At 67.7% G+C, this 18,781-nt stretch carries 18 protein-coding genes; 8 read left to right on the top strand and 10 right to left on the bottom strand.

Going from position 1 to position 18,781, the window contains the following annotated elements; translation table 11 throughout:
• Window positions 1-291: 291 nt before the first annotated feature.
• The 3 genes from WDC87_RS19985 (at window position 292) to WDC87_RS19975 (ending at window position 2,498) form a co-directional block, all read left to right on the top strand.
• Window positions 292-1,467 carry a thiolase family protein gene (locus WDC87_RS19985; protein ID WP_049413060.1) on the top strand — a complete coding sequence of 392 codons (1,176 nt, stop codon included), beginning with the start codon at window positions 292-294 and terminating at the stop codon, window positions 1,465-1,467.
• A gap of 124 nt (window positions 1,468-1,591) precedes the next feature.
• Window positions 1,592-1,933, top strand: a complete 342-nt coding sequence (locus tag WDC87_RS19980) for a hypothetical protein (RefSeq protein ID WP_005418203.1) — start codon at window positions 1,592-1,594, stop codon at window positions 1,931-1,933.
• A gap of 154 nt (window positions 1,934-2,087) precedes the next feature.
• On the top strand, window positions 2,088-2,498 hold the full coding sequence (locus tag WDC87_RS19975) for a hypothetical protein (RefSeq protein ID WP_252745357.1): 411 nt from the start codon (window positions 2,088-2,090) through the stop codon (window positions 2,496-2,498).
• Between the two features lie 280 nt (window positions 2,499-2,778).
• Here WDC87_RS19975 and WDC87_RS19970 read toward each other — a convergent pair whose 3' ends face one another.
• Window positions 2,779-4,416 carry an acyl-CoA dehydrogenase family protein gene (locus tag WDC87_RS19970; RefSeq protein WP_252744656.1) on the bottom strand — a complete coding sequence of 546 codons (1,638 nt, stop codon included), beginning with the start codon at window positions 4,414-4,416 and terminating at the stop codon, window positions 2,779-2,781.
• A gap of 113 nt (window positions 4,417-4,529) precedes the next feature.
• Here WDC87_RS19970 and WDC87_RS19965 point away from each other — a divergent pair, with 113 nt between their 5' ends.
• Genes WDC87_RS19965 through pdeM form a run of 4 tightly spaced genes read left to right on the top strand, consistent with a single transcriptional unit; the run spans window position 4,530 to window position 10,219 of the window.
• Window positions 4,530-5,528, top strand: coding sequence for a ligase-associated DNA damage response exonuclease (locus WDC87_RS19965; RefSeq protein WP_227838276.1), 999 nt, complete (start codon window positions 4,530-4,532; stop codon window positions 5,526-5,528).
• A complete protein-coding gene (locus tag WDC87_RS19960; protein ID WP_227838274.1) occupies window positions 5,525-7,132 on the top strand; it encodes an ATP-dependent DNA ligase in 1,608 nt (535 codons plus the stop codon). Before WDC87_RS19965 ends, WDC87_RS19960 begins: the two co-directional genes overlap by 4 nt.
• Window positions 7,129-9,588 (top strand): ligase-associated DNA damage response DEXH box helicase, encoded by a 2,460-nt coding sequence (locus WDC87_RS19955; protein WP_252744657.1) that lies wholly within the window; start codon window positions 7,129-7,131, stop codon window positions 9,586-9,588. The genes WDC87_RS19960 and WDC87_RS19955 overlap by 4 nt, the downstream gene beginning before the upstream one ends.
• Window positions 9,578-10,219: a ligase-associated DNA damage response endonuclease PdeM gene (pdeM, locus tag WDC87_RS19950; protein ID WP_072169094.1), complete on the top strand. Its 642-nt coding sequence runs from the start codon at window positions 9,578-9,580 to the stop codon at window positions 10,217-10,219. The genes WDC87_RS19955 and pdeM overlap by 11 nt, the downstream gene beginning before the upstream one ends.
• Window position 10,220: 1 nt before the next feature.
• Here pdeM and WDC87_RS19945 read toward each other — a convergent pair whose 3' ends face one another.
• The 9 genes from WDC87_RS19945 to rlmD all read right to left on the bottom strand — a co-directional run bounded on the left by WDC87_RS19945 (window position 10,221) and on the right by rlmD (window position 17,577).
• The gene (locus WDC87_RS19945; RefSeq protein ID WP_053500349.1) at window positions 10,221-10,490 is read right to left on the bottom strand and encodes a hypothetical protein; all 270 of its coding nucleotides are present in this window, start codon (window positions 10,488-10,490) and stop codon (window positions 10,221-10,223) included.
• Between the two features lie 180 nt (window positions 10,491-10,670).
• Complete coding sequence (locus WDC87_RS19940; protein ID WP_164263716.1) at window positions 10,671-11,939, bottom strand: NAD(P)/FAD-dependent oxidoreductase; 1,269 nt, start codon at window positions 11,937-11,939, stop codon at window positions 10,671-10,673.
• A gap of 124 nt (window positions 11,940-12,063) precedes the next feature.
• Window positions 12,064-12,270, bottom strand: a complete 207-nt coding sequence (locus WDC87_RS19935; protein WP_005410590.1) for a cold-shock protein — start codon at window positions 12,268-12,270, stop codon at window positions 12,064-12,066.
• Window positions 12,271-12,358: 88 nt separating this feature from the next.
• Complete coding sequence (locus WDC87_RS19930; RefSeq protein ID WP_005418222.1) at window positions 12,359-13,105, bottom strand: S-methyl-5'-thioinosine phosphorylase; 747 nt, start codon at window positions 13,103-13,105, stop codon at window positions 12,359-12,361.
• 82 nt (window positions 13,106-13,187) lie between these two features.
• Entirely contained in the window at window positions 13,188-13,742 is a 555-nt protein-coding gene (locus WDC87_RS19925) for a hypoxanthine-guanine phosphoribosyltransferase (protein ID WP_005418223.1), read from the bottom strand.
• Window positions 13,742-14,749, bottom strand: coding sequence for a beta-N-acetylhexosaminidase (nagZ, locus tag WDC87_RS19920; RefSeq protein WP_061479808.1), 1,008 nt, complete (start codon window positions 14,747-14,749; stop codon window positions 13,742-13,744). The genes WDC87_RS19925 and nagZ overlap by 1 nt, the downstream gene beginning before the upstream one ends.
• Window positions 14,750-14,913: 164 nt before the next feature.
• Entirely contained in the window at window positions 14,914-15,609 is a 696-nt protein-coding gene (locus tag WDC87_RS19915) for a DsbA family oxidoreductase (protein ID WP_252744658.1), read from the bottom strand.
• A 113-nt stretch (window positions 15,610-15,722) separates the two neighbouring features.
• Complete coding sequence (locus WDC87_RS19910) at window positions 15,723-16,208, bottom strand: CYTH domain-containing protein (protein ID WP_053500339.1); 486 nt, start codon at window positions 16,206-16,208, stop codon at window positions 15,723-15,725.
• Window positions 16,209-16,242: 34 nt separating this feature from the next.
• Entirely contained in the window at window positions 16,243-17,577 is a 1,335-nt protein-coding gene (gene rlmD, locus WDC87_RS19905; protein ID WP_088496755.1) for a 23S rRNA (uracil(1939)-C(5))-methyltransferase RlmD, read from the bottom strand.
• A gap of 127 nt (window positions 17,578-17,704) precedes the next feature.
• Here rlmD and WDC87_RS19900 point away from each other — a divergent pair, with 127 nt between their 5' ends.
• On the top strand, window positions 17,705-18,433 hold the full coding sequence (locus WDC87_RS19900; protein WP_072169087.1) for a response regulator: 729 nt from the start codon (window positions 17,705-17,707) through the stop codon (window positions 18,431-18,433).
• Window positions 18,434-18,781 lie beyond the last annotated feature (348 nt).

Genomic DNA, 18,781 nt, shown 5'->3' with positions numbered 1-18,781 from the left:
GGGGTGGATCGATGCGGACATTGCCGCCGCCTCCGCCGCCACCACATGCCGTCAATGCCATCGCCACCGCCGACGCCAGCGCCGACCTCACCATCATCGTGCGTTCCATCGATTCCTTCCCATGAACGTTGGCCTGCCCACATCCCGGCAGGCGTGCGGTGCCGCCCAGCGGCGGCCCTCCCCGACCCTCTATACTTGGGTCGACCCCCACGCAGTCTGCCGGGAAATCGCGGCGCTTCCAACGTCTTCGGTCTCCTTTCCGAACATTGCTTACGCATCAACGAGATTGCCATGTCCAACATCGTCATCGCCGCCGCCAAGCGCACCGCCATCGGCTCCTTCCTCGGCCAGTTCAACGGCGTGCCGACCCCGACCCTCGGCGCGGCCGCCATCGCGGCCGCCCTGGAACAGTCGGGCGTGCCGGCCAGCGACGTCTCTGAAGTCCTCATGGGCTGCGTGCTGCCGGCCAACCTCGGCCAGGCGCCCGCCCGCCAGGCGGCGATCGCCGCCGGCATTCCGCTGTCGACCGGTGCCACCACCCTCAACAAGGTGTGCGGCTCGGGCATGAAGACCATCATGCTCGGCCATGACCTGATCAAGGCCGGTTCGGCCAGCATCGTGGTTGCCGGTGGCATGGAATCGATGTCCAACGCCCCGCACCTGCTGCCCAACTCGCGTACCGGCAACCGCTTCGGCAACTTCCAGGCGATCGACCACATGGCCCACGACGGCCTGGTCAACGCCTACGACGGCAAGGCCATGGGTGAATTCGCCGAATGCGCCGTGGACAAGTACCAGTTCAGCCGCGAGGAACAGGACGCCTATGCGATCGAATCGGTCAAGCGCGCACAGGCCGCACAGGCCAATGGGGCATTCGCCGACGAGATCGTCGCGGTGAAGGTCGCCACCCGCAAGGGTGAGGTCGAGGTCGCCACCGACGAGCAACCCGGCCGCTCCGACATCGCCAAGATCCCGACCCTGCGCCCGGCCTTCAAGAAAGACGGCAGCGTCACCGCCGCCAGCTCCTCCAGCATCTCCGACGGCGCCGCTGCGGTGGTCCTGCTGACCGAGGAAGACGCCAACGCACGTGGCATTACCCCGCTGGCGCGCATCGTCGGCCACGCCACCCATTCGCAGGAACCGGAGTGGTTCACCACCGCCCCGATCGGCGCGATCCGCACGCTGCTGGCCAAGACCGGATGGTCGCTGGACCAGATCGACCTGTTCGAAATCAATGAGGCCTTCGCCGTGGTGGCAATGGCACCGATGCGTGAACTGGGCATCCCGCACGACAAGCTCAACGTGAATGGCGGGGCCTGCGCACTGGGCCATCCCATCGGTGCCTCCGGTGCACGCTTGGTGGTGACCTTGGTCAACGCCCTGCGCACGCGCGGTGGCAAGCGCGGCATTGCCACCCTGTGCATCGGTGGCGGTGAAGCAACAGCCATCGCCATCGAATTGATTTAAAAAGATTTAACGACGATTTCGCAAAAATGAATGCGGGATCGCTTGACACCCAATCTTGGCTTGTCATCATGTTGTCGGCGCGCAGCATGCGCGTTGCCTAATTCTAACGACGAGGATTTACACAATGAGCATCAACAAGCTGCTGGTCGCGATGTCCCTGGCTCTGGCCCTGGCCGCCTGCTCGAAGCAGGAAGCTGCCCAGGACGCCGCTGCTTCGGCCAACGAAGCCGCCACCGAAGCCCAGGCTGCTGCCGACCAGGCCGCCGCTGCCGGCGCCCAGACCGCCGACGCTGCCCAGCAGGCTGCCAACACCGCCGCCACCGCTGCTGACGCTGCGACCGACGCTGCTGCCAACACCGCTGCTGCCGCGACCGACGCTGCTGCTGGCGAAGCCAAGGACGCTGCCAAGGCTGCCGAAGCTACCGCTGAGCAGGCCAAGGACGCTGCTGAAGAAGCCAAGAAGTAATAACTTCTTTCTTCAGGCTGTTCTGGAAAAGCCGCTGGTTCGCCAGCGGCTTTTTCTTTGGCCTGCTGCCTGCGCGCGCCTCGGATCGCGACCCCGTCTTCACAACGGCATGAATAGGCTGGCGTCCCCATCCATTGCAGTACCGGAGACCGCCATGAAGATTCGCCCGATCACCACCACGCTGCTGGCCGCCTCCCTGCTGCTGGCCCTGGCCGCCTGCAAGGGTCCGGAAGCCGAACAGGCCAAGCAGGACGCGCAGCAGGCCGCCGACAGCGCCGGCGCTTCCGCCCGTGACGCCGTGGACAGGGCCGCCGAAGCCACCCGCAACGCTGCCGACAAGACCGCTGCCGCTTCCGAGCAGGCCGCCACCGATACCCAGCAGGCACTGGACAAGGCCGCAGACGCCACCGCAAACGCCGCAGACAAGGCCAAGGTTGCAGCCACCGACGCCGCTGCACATGCCAGCGACGCCACTGCGGACGCCGCACAGAAGGTTGCTGACAAGGCCCGTGATGTCGCCAATGACGCCAAGGCCAACGCCGCCAGGGAAGAAGCCAAGCACTAAGGCGTACCGGCAGCCGGGCATCGGCTCGGCGCCACAGGAAAAGCCGCGGCACTGCCGCGGCTTTTCTGCTTTTCGCTCTCTGCTCTTTCTGTTGATTCCGTGCTGGACGCGTACGGAAAGTGTCCAAGGACGCGCGGGTAGGTTGCGCAGGGGCGTAAGCGCCATGGATGGCGCGCCCGAGCCTACAAGAACGTATTCACGGCGTCCCCTGCGCGACCTACCCGCGCGGCCCACCCATCAGTATCAGCGCCCACCCCGAGGGGCTTCGCCGTTGGCCGCCCTACGGCAGCGCGCGCGCCAGCATTGCCGACAGATCCACACCCGCCGGCAGCGTCCCGAACACCAGCCCATGCTGCCCTTCCAGCCGGCTGCGCACGAACGCTTCAGCCATTGGACTGCCCGCCCGCAACATCAACGCTGCCTGCAACAGCAGCGCAGTGCGCTCGCAGAAAAGCCTCGCCTGCGACTCATCCGGTGCCGGTGCCGCTGCCCAACGCTGCAATGCCGCTGCGTAGCGCGCATCACGATCGGCCACCGCTGCCAGCTCGGCGCGCAGCGCCGCCAGTGCCTCCGGTTCACGTGCCAGCGCGCGCAGTACGTCCAGGCACTGGATGTTGCCACTGCCTTCCCAGATCGAATTCAACGGCGCCTGCCGGTACAGCCGCGGCAGCATCGATTCCTCCACATAGCCTGCGCCGCCGAGGCATTCCTGCGCTTCGTTGACGAAGGCCGGTGCGCGCTTGCACAGCCAGTACTTGCCCAGCGCCGTTCCCACCCGTGCCAGCGCAGCTTCGTTGGCATCCACGCCTGCGCGATCCACCGCGCGTGCGATGCGCATCGAAAGTACCGTGGCCGCTTCCGATTCCAGTGCCAGGTCGGCCAGCACATTGGTCATCAACGGGTGCTCGACCAGCAGCTTGCCGAAGGTGCGGCGATGGCGTGCGTGGTGCAACGCCTGCGCCAACGCCATGCGCATTTCCGCCGCTGCGCCCAGCATGCAATCCAGGCGGGTCATCATCACCATGCCGATGATGGTGGCCACGCCACGCCCCTCCTCGCCCACCCGCCATGCCTGCGCGCCGCAGAACTCGACTTCGCTGGAGGCATTGGCCCAATCGCCGAGCTTGTCCTTCAACCGCATCAGGCGGAACGCGTTGCGGTCACCGTCGGCCAGCCGGCGCGGCATCAGCAGGCAGGTCAGTCCTCCGGGCGCCTGCGCCAGCACCAGGAAGCCATCGCACATCGGTGCGGAAAAGAACCACTTGTGGCCGACAAGGCGATAGCGCTCACCATCGATCGGTTCGGCGCGCGTGCTGTTGGCGCGCACATCCGAGCCGCCCTGCTTCTCGGTCATGCCCATGCCCAGGGTGATGCCGGCCTTGTCAGCCACCGGCACGTCGCGCGGGTCATAGACCGGCGCTGCGGCCTTGCGTGCCCACTCGGCCAGATGCGGCTGCGTGTGCAGCACCGCTACTGCTGCATGGGTCATCGTCAAGGGGCAACTGGTGCCGGCCTCGGCTTGGTGGTGCAGGTAGCTCAACACCGCACGCGCGACGTGCGCGCCGGGTTGCGGTTCGTGCCAGGACAAGCCGGCGACACCGTGCGATTTCGCCGTTTCCATCAACTGGTGATAGGCCGGGTGGAACTCCACCGTATCGATGCGATGACCCTGTGCATCATGCGTGCGCAGGCGTGGGCGGTCGCGGTTGGCATCGAAGCCGAGCCGGTACAGCTCGTCGCCGGCCAGCGCGCCATAGACCGCCAGGCGTGGCGCGAAGCTGCCAGCGCCTTCGCGCTGCACGGCTTCCATCAGCGCCACATCGTCAGTCCACAACTGGCGCCCCGCGAACGGTGGCGGCTGGTTCAACACCACATGGGTCTCGTAGGGCGCGTCGCTGCTGAAGCTCGGTCCACTCATCCGGTCCATCCTGGCGGCAAGAGGTATGCGGTCCGATTGTGCCGCATGACTTGCCAAGCCCGTGTTCAGGCCGGTTCTCACCCTGTGCACGAGCGGCAGGCCACAGTGACCGCATGGCAGCCAACGACGATCTGGTGGTGTTGCGCCCGGAAGGGCTGTACTGCGCCGCCGGCGATTTCCACATTGATCCCTGGCGACCGGTAGCGCGCGCGGTCATCACCCATGGCCACGGGGATCACGCCCGCCCGGGCATGGGCGAGTACCACTGCAGCGAAGGCAGCCTGCCGATCCTGCGCTGGCGCCTGGGCGATGTGCCGGTGCAGGCGCACGTCGAGGGCGTGCCGTTCCGCCTGGGCCGGGTACAGGTCTCGCTGCATCCAGCCGGTCACGTCCTGGGATCTTCGCAGGTGCGCATCGACGACGGGCGGCAGGTCTGGGTCGCCTCCGGCGACTACAAGCGGCAGCCTGACCCAACCTGTGCGCCGTTCGAAGTGGTGCCCTGCGATACCTTCATCACCGAAGCCACCTTCGCCCTGCCGATCTACCGCTGGCCGGACACGCCGGCCGTCGCTGCTGAGATCGTGGCGTGGCGCCGCGAATGCGAACAACGCGGCGAGGCTGCGATCCTGCTGTGCTATGCACTCGGCAAGGCACAACGGGTGCTGGCCGAGCTGCGGCCGCTGGACGATCGGCCGGCCTGGCTGCATGGCGCCATCGCCAATGGCGTGGCGGTGTACCGGCAGGCCGGCGTACCGATGCTGGAGACGCTCACCGTGGCCGAACAGGGCCGCCAGCCCGATGCCGCCGGCCAGTTGATCCTCGCCCCGCCCTCGGCTGCGGGCACGCCCTGGGTGCGCCGCTTCGGCCGTCACCAGCTGGGCTTCGCCTCGGGCTGGATGCAACTGCGCGGCAACCGCCGCCGCCGCAACGTTGATCGTGGCTTCGTCATTTCCGACCACGCCGATTGGCCCGCACTGCTGCAGACGATCGAACAGACCGGCGCGCAGCGGGTGATCGCCACCCATGGCAATACCGATGCGTTGATTCCGTTCCTGCGCGAACGCGGCGTGGCTGCCGAAGCCTTCCGTACCGATTTCGGGAGCGAGGAATGAAGGCCTTCGCAGCGCTCTACCAACGCCTGGACCGCAGCACTGCCACGCTGGACAAGCGAGCGGCACTGGTCGATTACTTCGGCCAGGCAGGCGCGCACGATGCGGCGTGGGCGCTGTACCTGCTCAGTGGTGGCAAGGTGGGCGGCGCGCGCAGGAAGATCGCCGCCAGTGGCGAACTGCGCGCCTGGATTGCCGAGGAATCAGGGTTGCCACCGTGGCTGGTGGAGGAGAGCTATGCGCAGGTGGGTGACCTGGCCGAAACGCTGACCCTGCTGCTGGACGACCCACCGAACCCCTCGCCTGACCGGCCCCTGGCCGAATGGATCGAACAGCACCTGCTGGCGGTGGCCAACCAACCCGAGGCGATGCGCCGTGCGGCAGTCGTGGCCGGCTGGCAGCAGCTGTGCAGCAGCGAACGCCTGGTGTTCAACAAGCTGCTGACCGGCGCCCTGCGCGTTGGCGTCTCGCAACGACTGGTGCAGCAGGCGCTGGCCGAATGGTCCGGCCTGGACATCGCACGCATCGCCCAGCGCATGCTGGGCGAGTGGGTGCCCTCGCCCGGGCTGCTGGCCCAGCTGCTGTCGCCGGATGAGCTGCCGCTGGACCGGCAGCAGCCCTACCCGTTCTTCCTCGCCTCGCCACTGGAGGGCAACCCTGCCGAACGACTCGGCGCGATCGATGACTGGCTGCTGGAATGGAAGTGGGATGGCATCCGCCTGCAGCTGCTGCGCCGGCGCGGCGAGGTCGCCTTGTGGTCACGCGGCGAAGAGCGGCTGGATGGCCGCTTCCCCGAGATCGAACAGGCGGCGATGGCGCTTCCCGATGGCTGCGTGCTGGACGGCGAGCTGCTGGCCTGGGACGAAGCCGCGGACCTGCCGCGTGCCTTCACCGCGCTGCAGACGCGCATCCAGCGCCGAAAACCCGGTGCGGCCACCCTGCGCAACACGCCGGTGCGGGTGCTCGCCTATGACCTGCTTGAACTCGATGGCGTGGACCTGCGCGAACGTCCGCTGCAGCAGCGGCGCGCGCGTCTCGCCGAGGTCGTCGGTGCACTGAACGATGCACGGATCCAGCTCTCACCCGGCGTTGACGCCGACGACTGGCTTCAGGCGGCGGCAATGCGCGACGTGGCACGCGAACGCGGCGTGGAAGGACTGATGCTGAAGCGGCATGCCTCGCCCTACCAGGCCGGACGCCGCCGTGGTGACTGGTGGAAATGGAAGGTCGATCCGCTCACCATCGATGCGGTGCTCCTGTACGCGCAGGCCGGCCATGGGCGACGCAGCACGCTGTACACCGACTACACCTTCGGCGTCTGGGACGGCGACACGCTGGTGCCGGTGGCCAAGGCCTATTCGGGCCTGGATGACAAGGAAATCCTCGCGCTTGATCGCTGGATCCGCGCCAACACCCGCGAGCGCTTCGGCCCGGTGCGCAGCGTTCGCGCCGAACACGTCTTCGAGCTGGGCTTCGAGGCGGTCAACCGCAGCAGCCGGCACAAGTCGGGCATCGCCGTGCGCTTTCCGCGCATCCTGCGCTGGCGCCACGACAAGCCCGCCAGCGAAGCCGATCAGTTGGCCACGCTGCAGGCGTTGGCACGATGAACCGCAGCCAGGCACTGCGCCGGCTTGAAGACTGGTTCGCGTCCAGAGGCTGGCGCTCACTGCCGTTCCAGCGCGCGATGTGGCGTCACTATCTCGCCGGCGAATCCGGACTGCTGCACACACCCACAGGCAGTGGCAAGACACTGGCGATGTTCGGAGGGCCGCTGCTGCAGGCCATGATCAACCCGCCGACCTCCCCCCGCCGCGCCAGCGCGGTACGCCCGCTGCAGGTGCTGTGGGTGACCCCCTTGCGCGCCTTGGCCAGCGACACTGCACGCGCGCTGCAGACCGTGATCGATGGGCTGGGGCTGGGTTGGCGTGTCGGCCTGCGCAGTGGTGACGCCAGCAACCGCGAGCGGCGCCAGGCGCGCGAAGGCCGCATCGACGTACTGGTGACGACGCCGGAATCACTGGCGCTGCTGCTGAGCTATCCAGATACGCTGCCGCGCATGCAGCGGCTGCGCTGCGTGGTGGTGGACGAATGGCACGAACTGCTGGGAAACAAGCGCGGCGTCCTGCTGCAGTTGAACCTGGCGGTGTTGCGCGATGCCACGCCGGCATTGCAGCTGTGGGGACTGTCAGCCACCCTGGGCAATCTGCACGAGGCGCGCGACGTGCTGCTGCCCGGGCGACCGGAAGCACCGATCGTGCAGGGCGTACGGCCGCGCCCACTGAGCGTGCGCAGCCTGCTGCCAGACCCCGGCGAGCGCTTCCCATGGGCGGGGCATCTGGGCCTGGCACAGCTGCCACGCGTGCTGGAGGCGCTGATGCAGGCACGCAGCAGCCTGCTGTTCACCAACACCCGTGCACAGGCGGAACTGTGGCATCAGGCGCTGGCGGCGGTCTGGCCGGAAGAACCGGACACGCTTGCACTGCACCACGGCTCGCTGGATCCGGCACTGCGCCAGCAGGTGGAGGACGGCCTGCGCGCGGGCGCGCTGCGCTGCGTGGTTGCCACCTCCAGCCTCGACCTGGGCGTCGACTTCCCCGAGGTTGAGCAGGTCCTGCAGCTGGGCAGCCCGAAGGGCGTGGCGCGCCTGCGCCAGCGCGCCGGACGCGCACGCCACCGCCCGGGTGCCAGCGGCGCCATCCTGTGCGTGCCCAGCCATGCGCTGGAACTGGCCGAGTACGCTGCGGTGCGCCGTGCCTTGGCTGAAGGTGTGGTCGAAGCGCGCAGGCCGCCGACGCTGTCGCTGGATGTGCTGGCCCAGCACGCGGTCAGCCGCGCACTGGCGGGCGGCTTCGACAGCACTGCGCTGCTGGCACAGGTCCGGCGTAGCCATGCCTTCGCGTCGCTCGGCGACGACCAGTGGCAGGCCGTGCTCACGTTCATCGTGCAGGGCGGGCAGGCGTTGGCCCAGTACCCCGATTTCCACAAGGTCGTGCGAGATGCCGATGGGTGGTACCGCATGCACGACCGCCGCCAGGCGCTGCGTCATCGGCTGTCGATCGGCACCATCAGCAGCGATGGCAGCGTGCGCGTGCAGTTCCTGCGCGGCGGCGGCCTGGGCGCCGTGGAGGAGCAGTTCGCCAGCCGCCTGCGCCGTGGCGACCGCTTCCAGTTCGCCGGGCGCCTGCTGGAGCTGGTGCAGCTGCGCGACATGACCGCCTTCGTGCGGTTGGCACGAGGGCGCGGAGACGGTGTCGTGCCACGCTGGCAGGGAGGCCAGTTGCCGCTGTCGATGCCACTCGGACGCGAGCTGGAGTGGGTACTGTCCGGTGCTGACGACAGCGCCGAATCACGCTGGCTGTCGCCCTTGCTGGCACTGCAGCAACAGTTGTCGGCGCTTCCCGGCCCGGACCACCTGCTGGTGGAAGAGGTGCGGCGTCGCGAAGGCCAGTTCCTGTTCGTCTATCCCTTTGCCGGCCGCCACGTGCATGAGGCGCTGGCCGCCCTGCTCGCGCTGCGCTGTACCCGCCGGCAGCGCAACAGCATCGGCTATGCGGTGAACGATCACGGCCTGGTGCTGGCACCGGCACAGGCCATCGATCTGGACGCGGCGCAATGGCGGGCGCTGTTCGCCACCGGTCAGCTGCTGGATGACCTGCGTGCTGCGGTGAACCTGGGCGAGCTGGCGCGTCGCCAGTTCCGCGGCATCGCACGCGTCGCCGGCCTGCTGGTCCCCAGCCTGCCCGGTGGCATGCCACGGGCACTGCGCCAGCTGCAGGCGTCCGCGGGACTGCTCTACGACGTACTGCGCGAGCACGACCCGGATCACCTGCTGCTGGCGCTGGCGGAACAGGAAGTGCTGAATGACAGCCTCGACATGCCGGGGCTGCAACAGGTACTGGCCAGGATTCGGATGCAGACCCTCTCGGTGCAGCGCCCGGCGTCACTGACGCCGTTGGGTTTCCCGCTGTGGGCCGAACGCCTGCGCGGGCAGTTCAGCAACGAAGACTGGCGTACCCGGGTGCAACGCGTGGCCCAGCAGCTGGAGCGTCGGCATGGCCGATGAACTGCCGCTGCTGCGCGCAGGCGAGCCGCTGGTGCTGCTTGGCGCGCGTGCACTGTACTGGCCCGCGCGGCAGGCACTGCTGCTCGCCGACCTGCACCTGGGCAAGGCCGATGTCTTCCGCCGCGCAGGCATCGCGCTGCCCGGCGGCGGTACCGGCAAGGACCTGCAACGCCTGCAGGGGCTGCTGGACGCGCGTGCCTGCCGCGAGGTGTGGATCCTGGGCGACATCCTGCACGGCCCGGCGCATCGTGCTGCGTGGTACCAGCAATGGCTGGGATGGCGCGAACGCAATGCCGCACTGGACGTGCATGTCCTGCGCGGAAATCATGACCGGCAGCTGCCGCGTGCCGAGCTGCAGGTGCAGATCCACGACGAAGTACGGTTGCCACCGTTCCTGCTTCGGCATGAGCCGGTGCCCGATGCGGAGCTGCATGTGATCGCCGGGCATCTGCATCCACAGATCGCTTTGCCTCCGTTGCGGCGGCGCTTCCCCGCATTCTGGCTGCGTGACAGGATGACACTCCTGCCGGCCTTCTCCGCGTTCACCGCCGGAATCGTTCCTGTTCCCGCTGCCGGCGAACAGATGGTCGCCTGCGTGGACAACGGCCTGGTGGCACTGCCCCTGGCTTGAATCAGGCCGGACGGATATCCAGCTGCGGCATCAGCTGGAACTCAGGCGTGTCCTCTTCCCGTCGCCGCGGCAAGGCCTGGATCGCCGCCAGCATCTCCTGCGCGCAGGTGCGGATGCGCGTGTGGTGCTCCGGCGACGCATGACTGATCAGGCTGCCGACATGGAACTCGAACACGTCCTCCAGTACGTCGGGCTGGTCCTCGTGCAGCATCTGCAACAGACCGCGCAGCTTGCAGATTTCCGATTCCAGCTCCTCGACCGCGAACAACATGGCATCCTCCTCTTCGACAACAGGCGGCACATCCGGGCCGCAACAGGCCGCGACGGCAGCGCCTCCCGGGCCACGCGCGATGTTGATCACGGAAAGGAAAACGGGCGACGCGTAATCGCGTGCAACCTACTTCTCGCATATGCGCAGTGAGGCAACCGTTAATTCACGTGACGACGCGTTTCACGCAGTGGCTGTGATCGCGTTGATGCGAGGCACCTGCGCCGCAGTGGCCAGCGCGTCGACGAAAGCAGGATCCAGCGCGAGCGAACCGAACCAGCCATGCTGGGTACCGCTGAGCACACGCAGCATGTGACCACGTCCACCCGGCAGGCGCCCCATCGGGCCGAGCAGCACGTCGCGCGCTTTGGCCCAGGCATCGCGATCGGACTGGAACAGCGGCGTCAGCCAACGGCTCCAGCGCTGGTAGACCGCAACGTGTGCCCTGCGCTGCGCCTGGTAGGCCTGCAATGCCGCGGCACCGCCACCATGCGCGCGCAAGGCATCGCGCAGCGCCAGCGCATCGAGCAGCGCCATGTTCACGCCCTGGCCCAGCTGTGGGCTCATCGCATGCGCGGCATCGCCGGCCAGCACCATGCGGCCGTGATGCCAGCGCGTCATCACCGCGTCGCGGTAGACGGCCCGTGCCAGCTGGCCGGCGTCACGCAGATGCGCGAAGCGTGCACTGGCCTGCGGCCACAGCGCATGCAGTTCGTCCAGCCAGGGCGTCATGCCGTCGGCCTGCCAACGTTCGAAATCGGCGCGTGGCAGGCTCCAGAAAAAGCTCAGGCGCGGCGTGTCATCACCGGGCCGCGTACCGACCGGCAACAGCCCGATCATCTTGCGTGCGGCCACGTAGCGCTGCCGCAGCTCCTGCAGGTGTGGCCAGTCTTCGGCCGGCAACAGGCACCACAGCGCACCCCACGGATACACGCGATCCAGTCCGTTACCGTCTTTGATCGTGCCGCGCAGCGTCGAGGCCGCACCATCGGCGGCCACCACCAGGTCGAACGCACCGTGCAGGCGCCCTTCGCTGTCACGCAGGCGGCCCTGCTCGGCATCCACTGCGGCAATGCTGACGCCGGCATGCAGCTGGCCCGCACCAGCACGCGCATCATCCAGCAACGAGAACAGGGCGCCGCGCTGCATGCCAAGGCCGTGCAGGCGCGCGTCCAGGCCGGCGTAGCGCATGTCCATCACTGCGCGTTCGCACGGCGTATCGCCGTACAGGCGATGCACCGGCGCGGCATGCGCGCGCACGGCGTCAAGCAGGCCCATCTGCCACAGCACCTGCAGGCCGCTGGGCTGCAGCAGGAAACCGGCGCCAACCGGTCCCGGCGTGGGCACACGTTCGAAGATCTCCACCTCGTGGCCATCACGGGAGAGCAGGATGGACAATGCCTGTCCAGCGGTGCCGTAGCCGATCACGGCGATGCGCAGTCGTTCCTTCATGGGCGCATTGTGCCCGAGCGCAAATCCGGATGCCCAGCGGGGCCCCGCCCACGGCAGCGCAATTCTTGTCGCAGCGCAAAAAAAACCCCGCCGGAGCGGGGTTTTCAACGCACTGTCGAGTGGATCACTCGGCCGGCGTGATGTTCGAAGCCTGGGCGCCCTTCGGGCCCTGGGTCACGTCATAGGTGACACGCTGGCCTTCCTGCAGGCTGCGGAAGCCCTTGGAGTTGATGGCGGAGAAGTGCGCGAACACGTCGGCGCTGCCATCCTCCGGCGAGATGAAGCCAAATCCCTTGGCGTCGTTGAACCACTTGACGGTACCGTTCGGCATGGTGATGCGAGACCTTATGCAATGAATGGGTGGTGTACGCTGAACCCGCGCACAAGCTGAGTATGCAAAGCTTGCTCGGGGAAGACAATCACCCCCGCGCCAATTCGCCCACCAGTTCCGGAAGTCCGTTGCTGGCCGCCTGCACATTGGCCAGCACTTCGGCCATCGTAATCTCCTCGCCATCACCGCAGCCGGCGGCCCAGTTGGCGATGATCGCCAGGCAGGCATAATCCAGCCCCAGCTCCCGCGCCAGTGCGGCTTCCGGCATGCCGGTCATGCCCACCAGATCGCAACCGTCGCGGCGCATGCGGGCGATTTCGGCGATCGTTTCCAGGCGCGGGCCCTGCGTTGCGCCATAGCAGCCACCGTCATGGACCGTGACACCGGTCACTTTGGCTGCCGCCAGGATCTTGCTGCGCAGCATCGGCGTGTACGGATGGCCGAAATCGACGTGGACCACGTCGGAGCCTTCTTCTTCACAGATCGTGCTGATGCGGCCCCAGGTGTAGTCGATGATCTGGTCCGGGCAGGCGAGCACGCGCGGACCGAAGTTCTCGGTGATGCCACCCACCGTGTTCAATGCCAGCACCCGCTGCGCGCCCAGCTGCTGCAGCGCAGCCAAATTGGCTCGGTAGTTGATCTTGTGCGGCGGCAGCGAATGCCCCTCGCCATGCCGCGCCAGGAACGCCACGCGATGGCCGAGCAGCGTGCCCACGCGCACCGGGCCCGATGGGCGGCCGAAGCGGGTGTCGACCTCGTGGGTCTGCACGTCGTCAAGCTTGGCCAGGTTGTAGACACCGGTACCGCCGATCACGGCCAGGGCGATCTGTTGCATTCGAAGCACTCCATGAAAAGACGAACGCCGGCACCCGAGGATGCCGGCGGCAGAAGAAGACGCGCCGCGGGCGGCTGCGCCGTTATTCCTTCATCGCGTAGATGGCCGGCACGCAGCGCAGGGTCTCGTTGACGTCCATGCCGAAGCCGAACACGTAGCGGTCCGGCAGCTCGATGCCCGCGTAATCGGCGGTCACGTCAGGCAGCGCACGGTCGTGCTTCTTCACGGTCATCGCAGCGATGCGCACATCGGTCGCGCCCTGTTCCAGGCACCAGGTGCGAACGCCCTGCAGGGTGTAGCCCTCGTCGAGGATGTCGTCGACCAGCAGCACGCGGCGGCCGAACAGCGAGGTGGCCGGCTTGTGCTTCCAGACCAGGTCACCGCCGGTTGTTTCGCCGCGGTAGCGGGTGGCGTGCAGGTAATCGAACTGCACGTCCTGGCCGCGCGCGCCCAGTTCCAGCGCCAGCTGGCCGGCGAACGGCAGCGCACCATGCATGATCGACAGGAACAACGGCACCTCGCCCTTGTAATCGCGCGCGATGGCGTCGGCGATAGCAGCGATGGCCTTGTCGATGGTGGGGCGGTCGACCAGCAGGTCAGCCTGGGCCAGGGCCTGGGAAATGGTGAGGTTGGGCATCAGACGGTTCTTCCAAGGGTTTCAAGCAGACGGGATTGGGTGTCGCCATGGCGGGCATCGGCCAGCAGGCCGTCCCAGCCGAGTGCGCCGCGGCCGAGCAGGCCCAGCAGCGCAGCAGTATTGAGGGAGCGTCCCTGCACCGCATGCAGGGCTTCATCGACCAGTTCCGGATGGCAAACCAGCACCACGTCGCAGCCGGCGTCCAGGTGCGCGTGCACGCGTGCCGGCACGCCGCCGGCGCTGTGCGAGGCGGCCATGCCGATGTCATCGGAGAACACCACGCCGCGGAAGCCGAGTTCGCCGCGCAGGATGTCCTGGATCCAGCGTGGGGAATAGCCGGCGGGCTCCGGTGCCACCTGCGGATAGATCACGTGCGCCATCATCACCGCATCGGCACCGGCGGCGATGCCGGCCTGGAACGGCACCAGGTCCTGCGCGCGCAGTTCGTCCAGCGCGCGTGGATCGATCGCGGTATCCACGTGGGTGTCTTCCAGCACGGTGCCGTGGCCAGGGAAATGCTTGAGCGTGGCGGCCATGCCGACCGCGTGCATGCCGCGCACATAGGCTGCGGTGAACGCGGCCACGACCTGCGGGTCTTCACTGAAGGCGCGGTTGCCGATGGCGCGGTTGCCGCGGCCAAGGTCGACCACCGGGGCGAAGCTGAGATCCAGGCCGCTGGCGCGGACTTCACTGGCCATCAGCCAGGCATGCTGCTCGGCCAGCGCCAGGGCCTGCTGCGGGTCGGTGGCGTACAGGGCACCAATGTCCTGCAGCGGCGGAAGATCGCTGTAACCCTCGCGGAAGCGCTGTACGCGGCCGCCCTCCTGGTCCACGCAGATCAGCTGCGGGCGCGGGGCAGCGGCACGGATGGCCGCGCTCAGATCGGTCACCTGCTGGCGCGAGGCGAAGTTGCGCTTGAACAGCACCACTCCGGCCACGGCGTCGTGCTGCAGCCAGTCACGTTCCTGGGCGGTCAGTTCGGTGCCGGCAACGCCGATCAGCAGCATGGTTGATCTCCACAACGCGCGCCCGCATGGCGCAGTGCCGCATTGTCGCAGAACCGGCCGACAGGCGCAGTGGTCAGAAAAAGGGGACGGAGGGGATTAAGGCGCAATCGGCCCCAAGGGGCTGGATACGTTTTAATCCCCTCCGTCCCCTTTTGAGGAGCCGGTCAGACCTGGCAGCCGTCCGGGCCGCAGGCCTCGTCGCCGTCAGCCGGGGTGGCCGGGGCGCCCTGTTCGGCCGCGATCTGCTGCAGGGCCTGGGCGAACGCCTCGGGTGGTTGGGCCCCGGAAATGGCCCACTTCCCATCGATCACGAAGGTCGGCACCGAAGAAATGCCCAGTGCATGGGCCTGCGCCAGCTTGGCTTCGACCTCGGCCAGGCCCCGGTCGGAGGCCAGCATCTGCGCGATTTCACTACCGTCCAGGCCACCCGCCGCGCCGGCCTTCACCAGCACTGCGGTATCGGCCAGGTTCTGGCCATGCTCGAAGTGGGCGCGGAACAGCGCTTCACCCACCGCATCCTGCACGCCATGCTGGCCGGCCAGCCACAACACCCGATGCGCCGGCAGTGTGGTCACCCGCACCTGGCCCTGGTTGAAATCCATCGGCAGCCCCTCCGCGCGCGCGGTGGTCTGGGTCTGGCCGAGGATCTGCTCGGTGCGCTCGACGCCCCCGAACTTGCGCGCATAGGCCTCGCGCAGCGGCACCGGGGTGTCGTCCGCATCCGGGTCCAGCTGGAACGGCTGCCAGTGGATATCGAGGTCAGGCGCGTTCAGACCCAGCAACTGCACGCCCTGCTGGAAACGATGCTTGCCGATCCAGCACCAGGGGCAGACCACGTCGGAGTAGATGTCGATTCTCATCCGAACGACATGGGGACCGCCTTCCTCGATAAAAGGGGACGGAGGGGATTAAGTCGCTTTCCGCACAGCCGGGGTAAAGCCGACTTAATCCCCTCCGTCCCCTTTTTGGGGGCTCACCACTGTGAATACGGGCGGCTGGCCAGGGCAACGTTGTAGTAGCGGGCGTCATCGGTCACTTCGGCGCCGACCCAGTCCGGCAGGTCGATGGCCTGGTCCGCGCTTTCCAGCTCGACTTCGGCCACCACCAGGCCGGCGTTGTCACCGAGGAACTCGTCCACTTCCCAGGTCAGGCCGGCGTGTTCGACCAGATGGCGGCGCTTGTCGATCAGGCCGCCGACACACAGCGCCAGCAGTGCGCGCGCGTCCTCCACGGGGATCGGGTAGTCGAACTCCTGCCGGGTGTGGCCGAGAGTGCGCGACTTCAGGTTCAGCGCGGCGTGGTCGCCTTCGATGCGCACGCGCACCGAGGCGTTCTGGGTGCCGCGGTCGAGCGCGCCCATGTCGTTGATGTAGCCCTGCGCCATCGGGATCACCCGATGCGCGGCGGTGCGCCAGCCATCGCTGCTGACCAGGAATTTGCGTTCGATTTCGATGCCCATGGCGCAATTATGCGCCACGGGTGATGACAGCTGCTCAGCGCTTTTCGAATACCGCGATGCTTTCCACGTGCGCGGTGTGCGGGAACATGTCCATGGCACCGGCGCTGACCAGGGTGAAGCCCTGTTCGTTGACCAGATAGCCGGCATCGCGCGCCAGCGAGCCCGGGTGGCAGCTGACGTAGACGATGCGCTTGAACTGCTTCAGCGGCAGCTGCTGCAGCACTTCGATCGCGCCCGAGCGCGGCGGATCCAGCAGCAGCTTGTCGAAGCCCTGGCGCATCCACGCCGTGCTGCGCTGGTCCTGGGTCAGGTCGGCGCTGAAGAACTGCGCGTTCGCCAGGCCGTTGCGCTCGGCGTTCTCACGCGCACGCGCGACGAGGCCGGCATCGCCTTCCACACCCACCACTTCACGCACACGGCGGGCCAACGGCAGGGTGAAGTTGCCCAGGCCGCAGAACAGGTCCAGCACGCGCTCGTCCTTACCCGGCTGCAGCAGGTCCAGGGCGTGGGCGATCATCTTCTCGTTGAGCTTGGCGTTGACCTGGATGAAATCCAACGGGCGGAACGCCAGCTCGACATCCCACGGCGCCAGCCGGAACGACAGCGGCACGCCCTGCCCGTCCAGCGGCTGCACGGTGTCCACGCCGCCGGACTGCAGGTAGATCACGAACCCATGCTGCTGGCCGAAGGCAGCCCAGGCCGCGCGGTCCGCATCGCTGAGCGGTTGCAGGTGGCGCACGGTCAGCACCACCGCCTGGTCACCGGCGATGAACTCGATCTGCGGGATGTCGCGCTTGCCATCGAGCGTTTCAATGAAGGTGGACAGCGCCTCGACCTGGGTGCCGATTTCCGGAATCACCGTCAGGCATTGGCTGAGGTCGGCGACGAAACGCGGATCCTGTTCACGGAAGCCGACCAGGGTCTTGTCCTTCTTCTCGACCCGGCGCACCGAGAAGCGGCCCTTGCGGCGGTAACCCCAGCTCTCGCCGACCAGCGGCGGCAGCACGGTGCCCGGCTTCACATGGCCGATCCGCTCCAGGTTGTCCATCAGCACGCGCTGCTTGGCGACGATCTGCTGGGCCTCGTCCAGGTGCTGCAGTACGCAGCCGGCACAGGTGCCGAAATGGGGGCACTTGGGGGTCACCCGCTGCGGCGAGGCCTGCAGCACCTCCAGCGTGCGCGCCTCGTCGAAATGGCGGCTGCGGGCTGTCTGTTCGGCCATCACCACCTCACCGGGCAGGGCGCCGCTGACGAAGGTAACCTTGCCGCCCTCGCCTTCACGGCGGGCGACACCGCGACCATCATGGCTGAGGTCGAGGATCTCGGTCTGGAACGGGGTACGGTCGGTGCGGGAGCGGGATCGGGCCACGTGGCAACAGGCTGCGGGCAAAAATGGGGGCGTATTGTCGCAGATCCTGACCGATGGGGCCCGGACCCGCTTGCGCCCGTGGCCGTCGTGCATGATGATTGGGACAGCTGACATGGAGGCAGCCCTGATGCAGATGACCCCGCGGGCCGCACGGCCCCGCTTCCTGCTTGTCGAGGACGACATCATCAGCCGCGGTTTTTTCAAGGCGGCGTTGGAAACGTTACCGGCGGATGTGGACACCGCAGATTCGCTGGCCAGTGCCCTGGCCAGTGCCGAGCCCGGCTCGCATGACCTGTGGCTGATCGACGTCAACCTGCCGGACGGCAATGGCGCGCAGCTGTTGCGTGAGTTGCGCCGTTCACATCCCGACACGCCGGCGCTGGCACATACCGCCGACGGCGATGCCTCCATTCACGCCCGCCTGCGCGAAGCTGGTTTCAGCGACACGCTGGTCAAGCCACTGGGCCGCGACCAGCTGCTGAAGGCCGTGCGCCGAGCGCTGGTCAACAGCCCGGCGGGGATCTTCGTGGCACAGGCCCCGGCCGCGGTCGAACTGGCCGTACAGGACTGGGACGAGACCGCAGCCCTGGCAGCGCTCAATGGCCAGCGCAACCACCTGATCGCACTGCGCGAACTGTTCCTGGCCGAGTTGCCGGGCGTGCGCGACGCGGTCGAGCAGGCGGTCGACCAGCACGACGAGCGCCAGTTGCGCAGCCAGTTGCACCGATTGCAGGCCAGCTGTGGCTTCGTGGGGGCGGCACGGTTGGGACGGGCGGTGCGCCAGCTGCATCATGCGCCCGATTCCGGGCAGGCCCAGGCGGGGTTCCGCGACGCGGTGGCTGCCCTGCTGCACTGAGGGTTGCTCGGCAGGGCTGCGCCCCTGCAACTGCCGAGGCTTCAAACCAAGGCAACAGCAAAGCCCAGAGCCAGAGCGGCTCTGGCCTTTGCTTGTTGGGCGGGCCGGTGTGGGTGGGCAGGACACGCCGTAAACCCCGCTCCGCGGTCCGGCCCAGCCGCTGGCGGCTGGGCCGGGCCCCGGAGGGGTACTTGCAGCGGCCCCCCCTCAAACGGACCCAACCCGCCATCCGACGGAATGCACGGTGTTGCTGTTGGTGTTGCTTTGGCCTCGGCAGGTGCAGGGCTGGAAGCCCTGCCGAAAACCCCTCAACGCCTGGGGGCCAGCTGCTCGAGCATTTCCCAGGAC

This window comes from Stenotrophomonas maltophilia group sp. Smal12 (genome assembly GCF_037079935.1).
Lineage (GTDB): Bacteria > Pseudomonadota > Gammaproteobacteria > Xanthomonadales > Xanthomonadaceae > Stenotrophomonas > Stenotrophomonas sepilia.
This window is presented reverse-complemented; position numbering and strand designations above follow the sequence as displayed.

Excerpts from the sequence above, each read along its gene's own strand:
- WDC87_RS19985 (WP_049413060.1), top strand. The coding sequence starts at position 292 with ATGTCCAACATCGTCATCGCCGCCGCCAAGCGCACCGCCATCGGCTCC.
- WDC87_RS19980 (WP_005418203.1), top strand. The coding sequence starts at position 1,592 with ATGAGCATCAACAAGCTGCTGGTCGCGATGTCCCTGGCTCTGGCCCTG.
- WDC87_RS19975 (WP_252745357.1), top strand. The coding sequence starts at position 2,088 with ATGAAGATTCGCCCGATCACCACCACGCTGCTGGCCGCCTCCCTGCTG.
- WDC87_RS19970 (WP_252744656.1), bottom strand. The coding sequence starts at position 4,416 with ATGAGTGGACCGAGCTTCAGCAGCGACGCGCCCTACGAGACCCATGTG.
- WDC87_RS19965 (WP_227838276.1), top strand. The coding sequence starts at position 4,530 with ATGGCAGCCAACGACGATCTGGTGGTGTTGCGCCCGGAAGGGCTGTAC.
- WDC87_RS19960 (WP_227838274.1), top strand. The coding sequence starts at position 5,525 with ATGAAGGCCTTCGCAGCGCTCTACCAACGCCTGGACCGCAGCACTGCC.
- WDC87_RS19955 (WP_252744657.1), top strand. The coding sequence starts at position 7,129 with ATGAACCGCAGCCAGGCACTGCGCCGGCTTGAAGACTGGTTCGCGTCC.
- pdeM (WP_072169094.1), top strand. The coding sequence starts at position 9,578 with ATGGCCGATGAACTGCCGCTGCTGCGCGCAGGCGAGCCGCTGGTGCTG.
- WDC87_RS19945 (WP_053500349.1), bottom strand. The coding sequence starts at position 10,490 with ATGTTGTTCGCGGTCGAGGAGCTGGAATCGGAAATCTGCAAGCTGCGC.
- WDC87_RS19940 (WP_164263716.1), bottom strand. The coding sequence starts at position 11,939 with ATGAAGGAACGACTGCGCATCGCCGTGATCGGCTACGGCACCGCTGGA.
- WDC87_RS19935 (WP_005410590.1), bottom strand. The coding sequence starts at position 12,270 with ATGCCGAACGGTACCGTCAAGTGGTTCAACGACGCCAAGGGATTTGGC.
- WDC87_RS19930 (WP_005418222.1), bottom strand. The coding sequence starts at position 13,105 with ATGCAACAGATCGCCCTGGCCGTGATCGGCGGTACCGGTGTCTACAAC.
- WDC87_RS19925 (WP_005418223.1), bottom strand. The coding sequence starts at position 13,742 with ATGCCCAACCTCACCATTTCCCAGGCCCTGGCCCAGGCTGACCTGCTG.
- nagZ (WP_061479808.1), bottom strand. The coding sequence starts at position 14,749 with ATGCTGCTGATCGGCGTTGCCGGCACCGAACTGACCGCCCAGGAACGT.
- WDC87_RS19915 (WP_252744658.1), bottom strand. The coding sequence starts at position 15,609 with ATGAGAATCGACATCTACTCCGACGTGGTCTGCCCCTGGTGCTGGATC.
- WDC87_RS19910 (WP_053500339.1), bottom strand. The coding sequence starts at position 16,208 with ATGGGCATCGAAATCGAACGCAAATTCCTGGTCAGCAGCGATGGCTGG.
- WDC87_RS19900 (WP_072169087.1), top strand. The coding sequence starts at position 17,705 with ATGCAGATGACCCCGCGGGCCGCACGGCCCCGCTTCCTGCTTGTCGAG.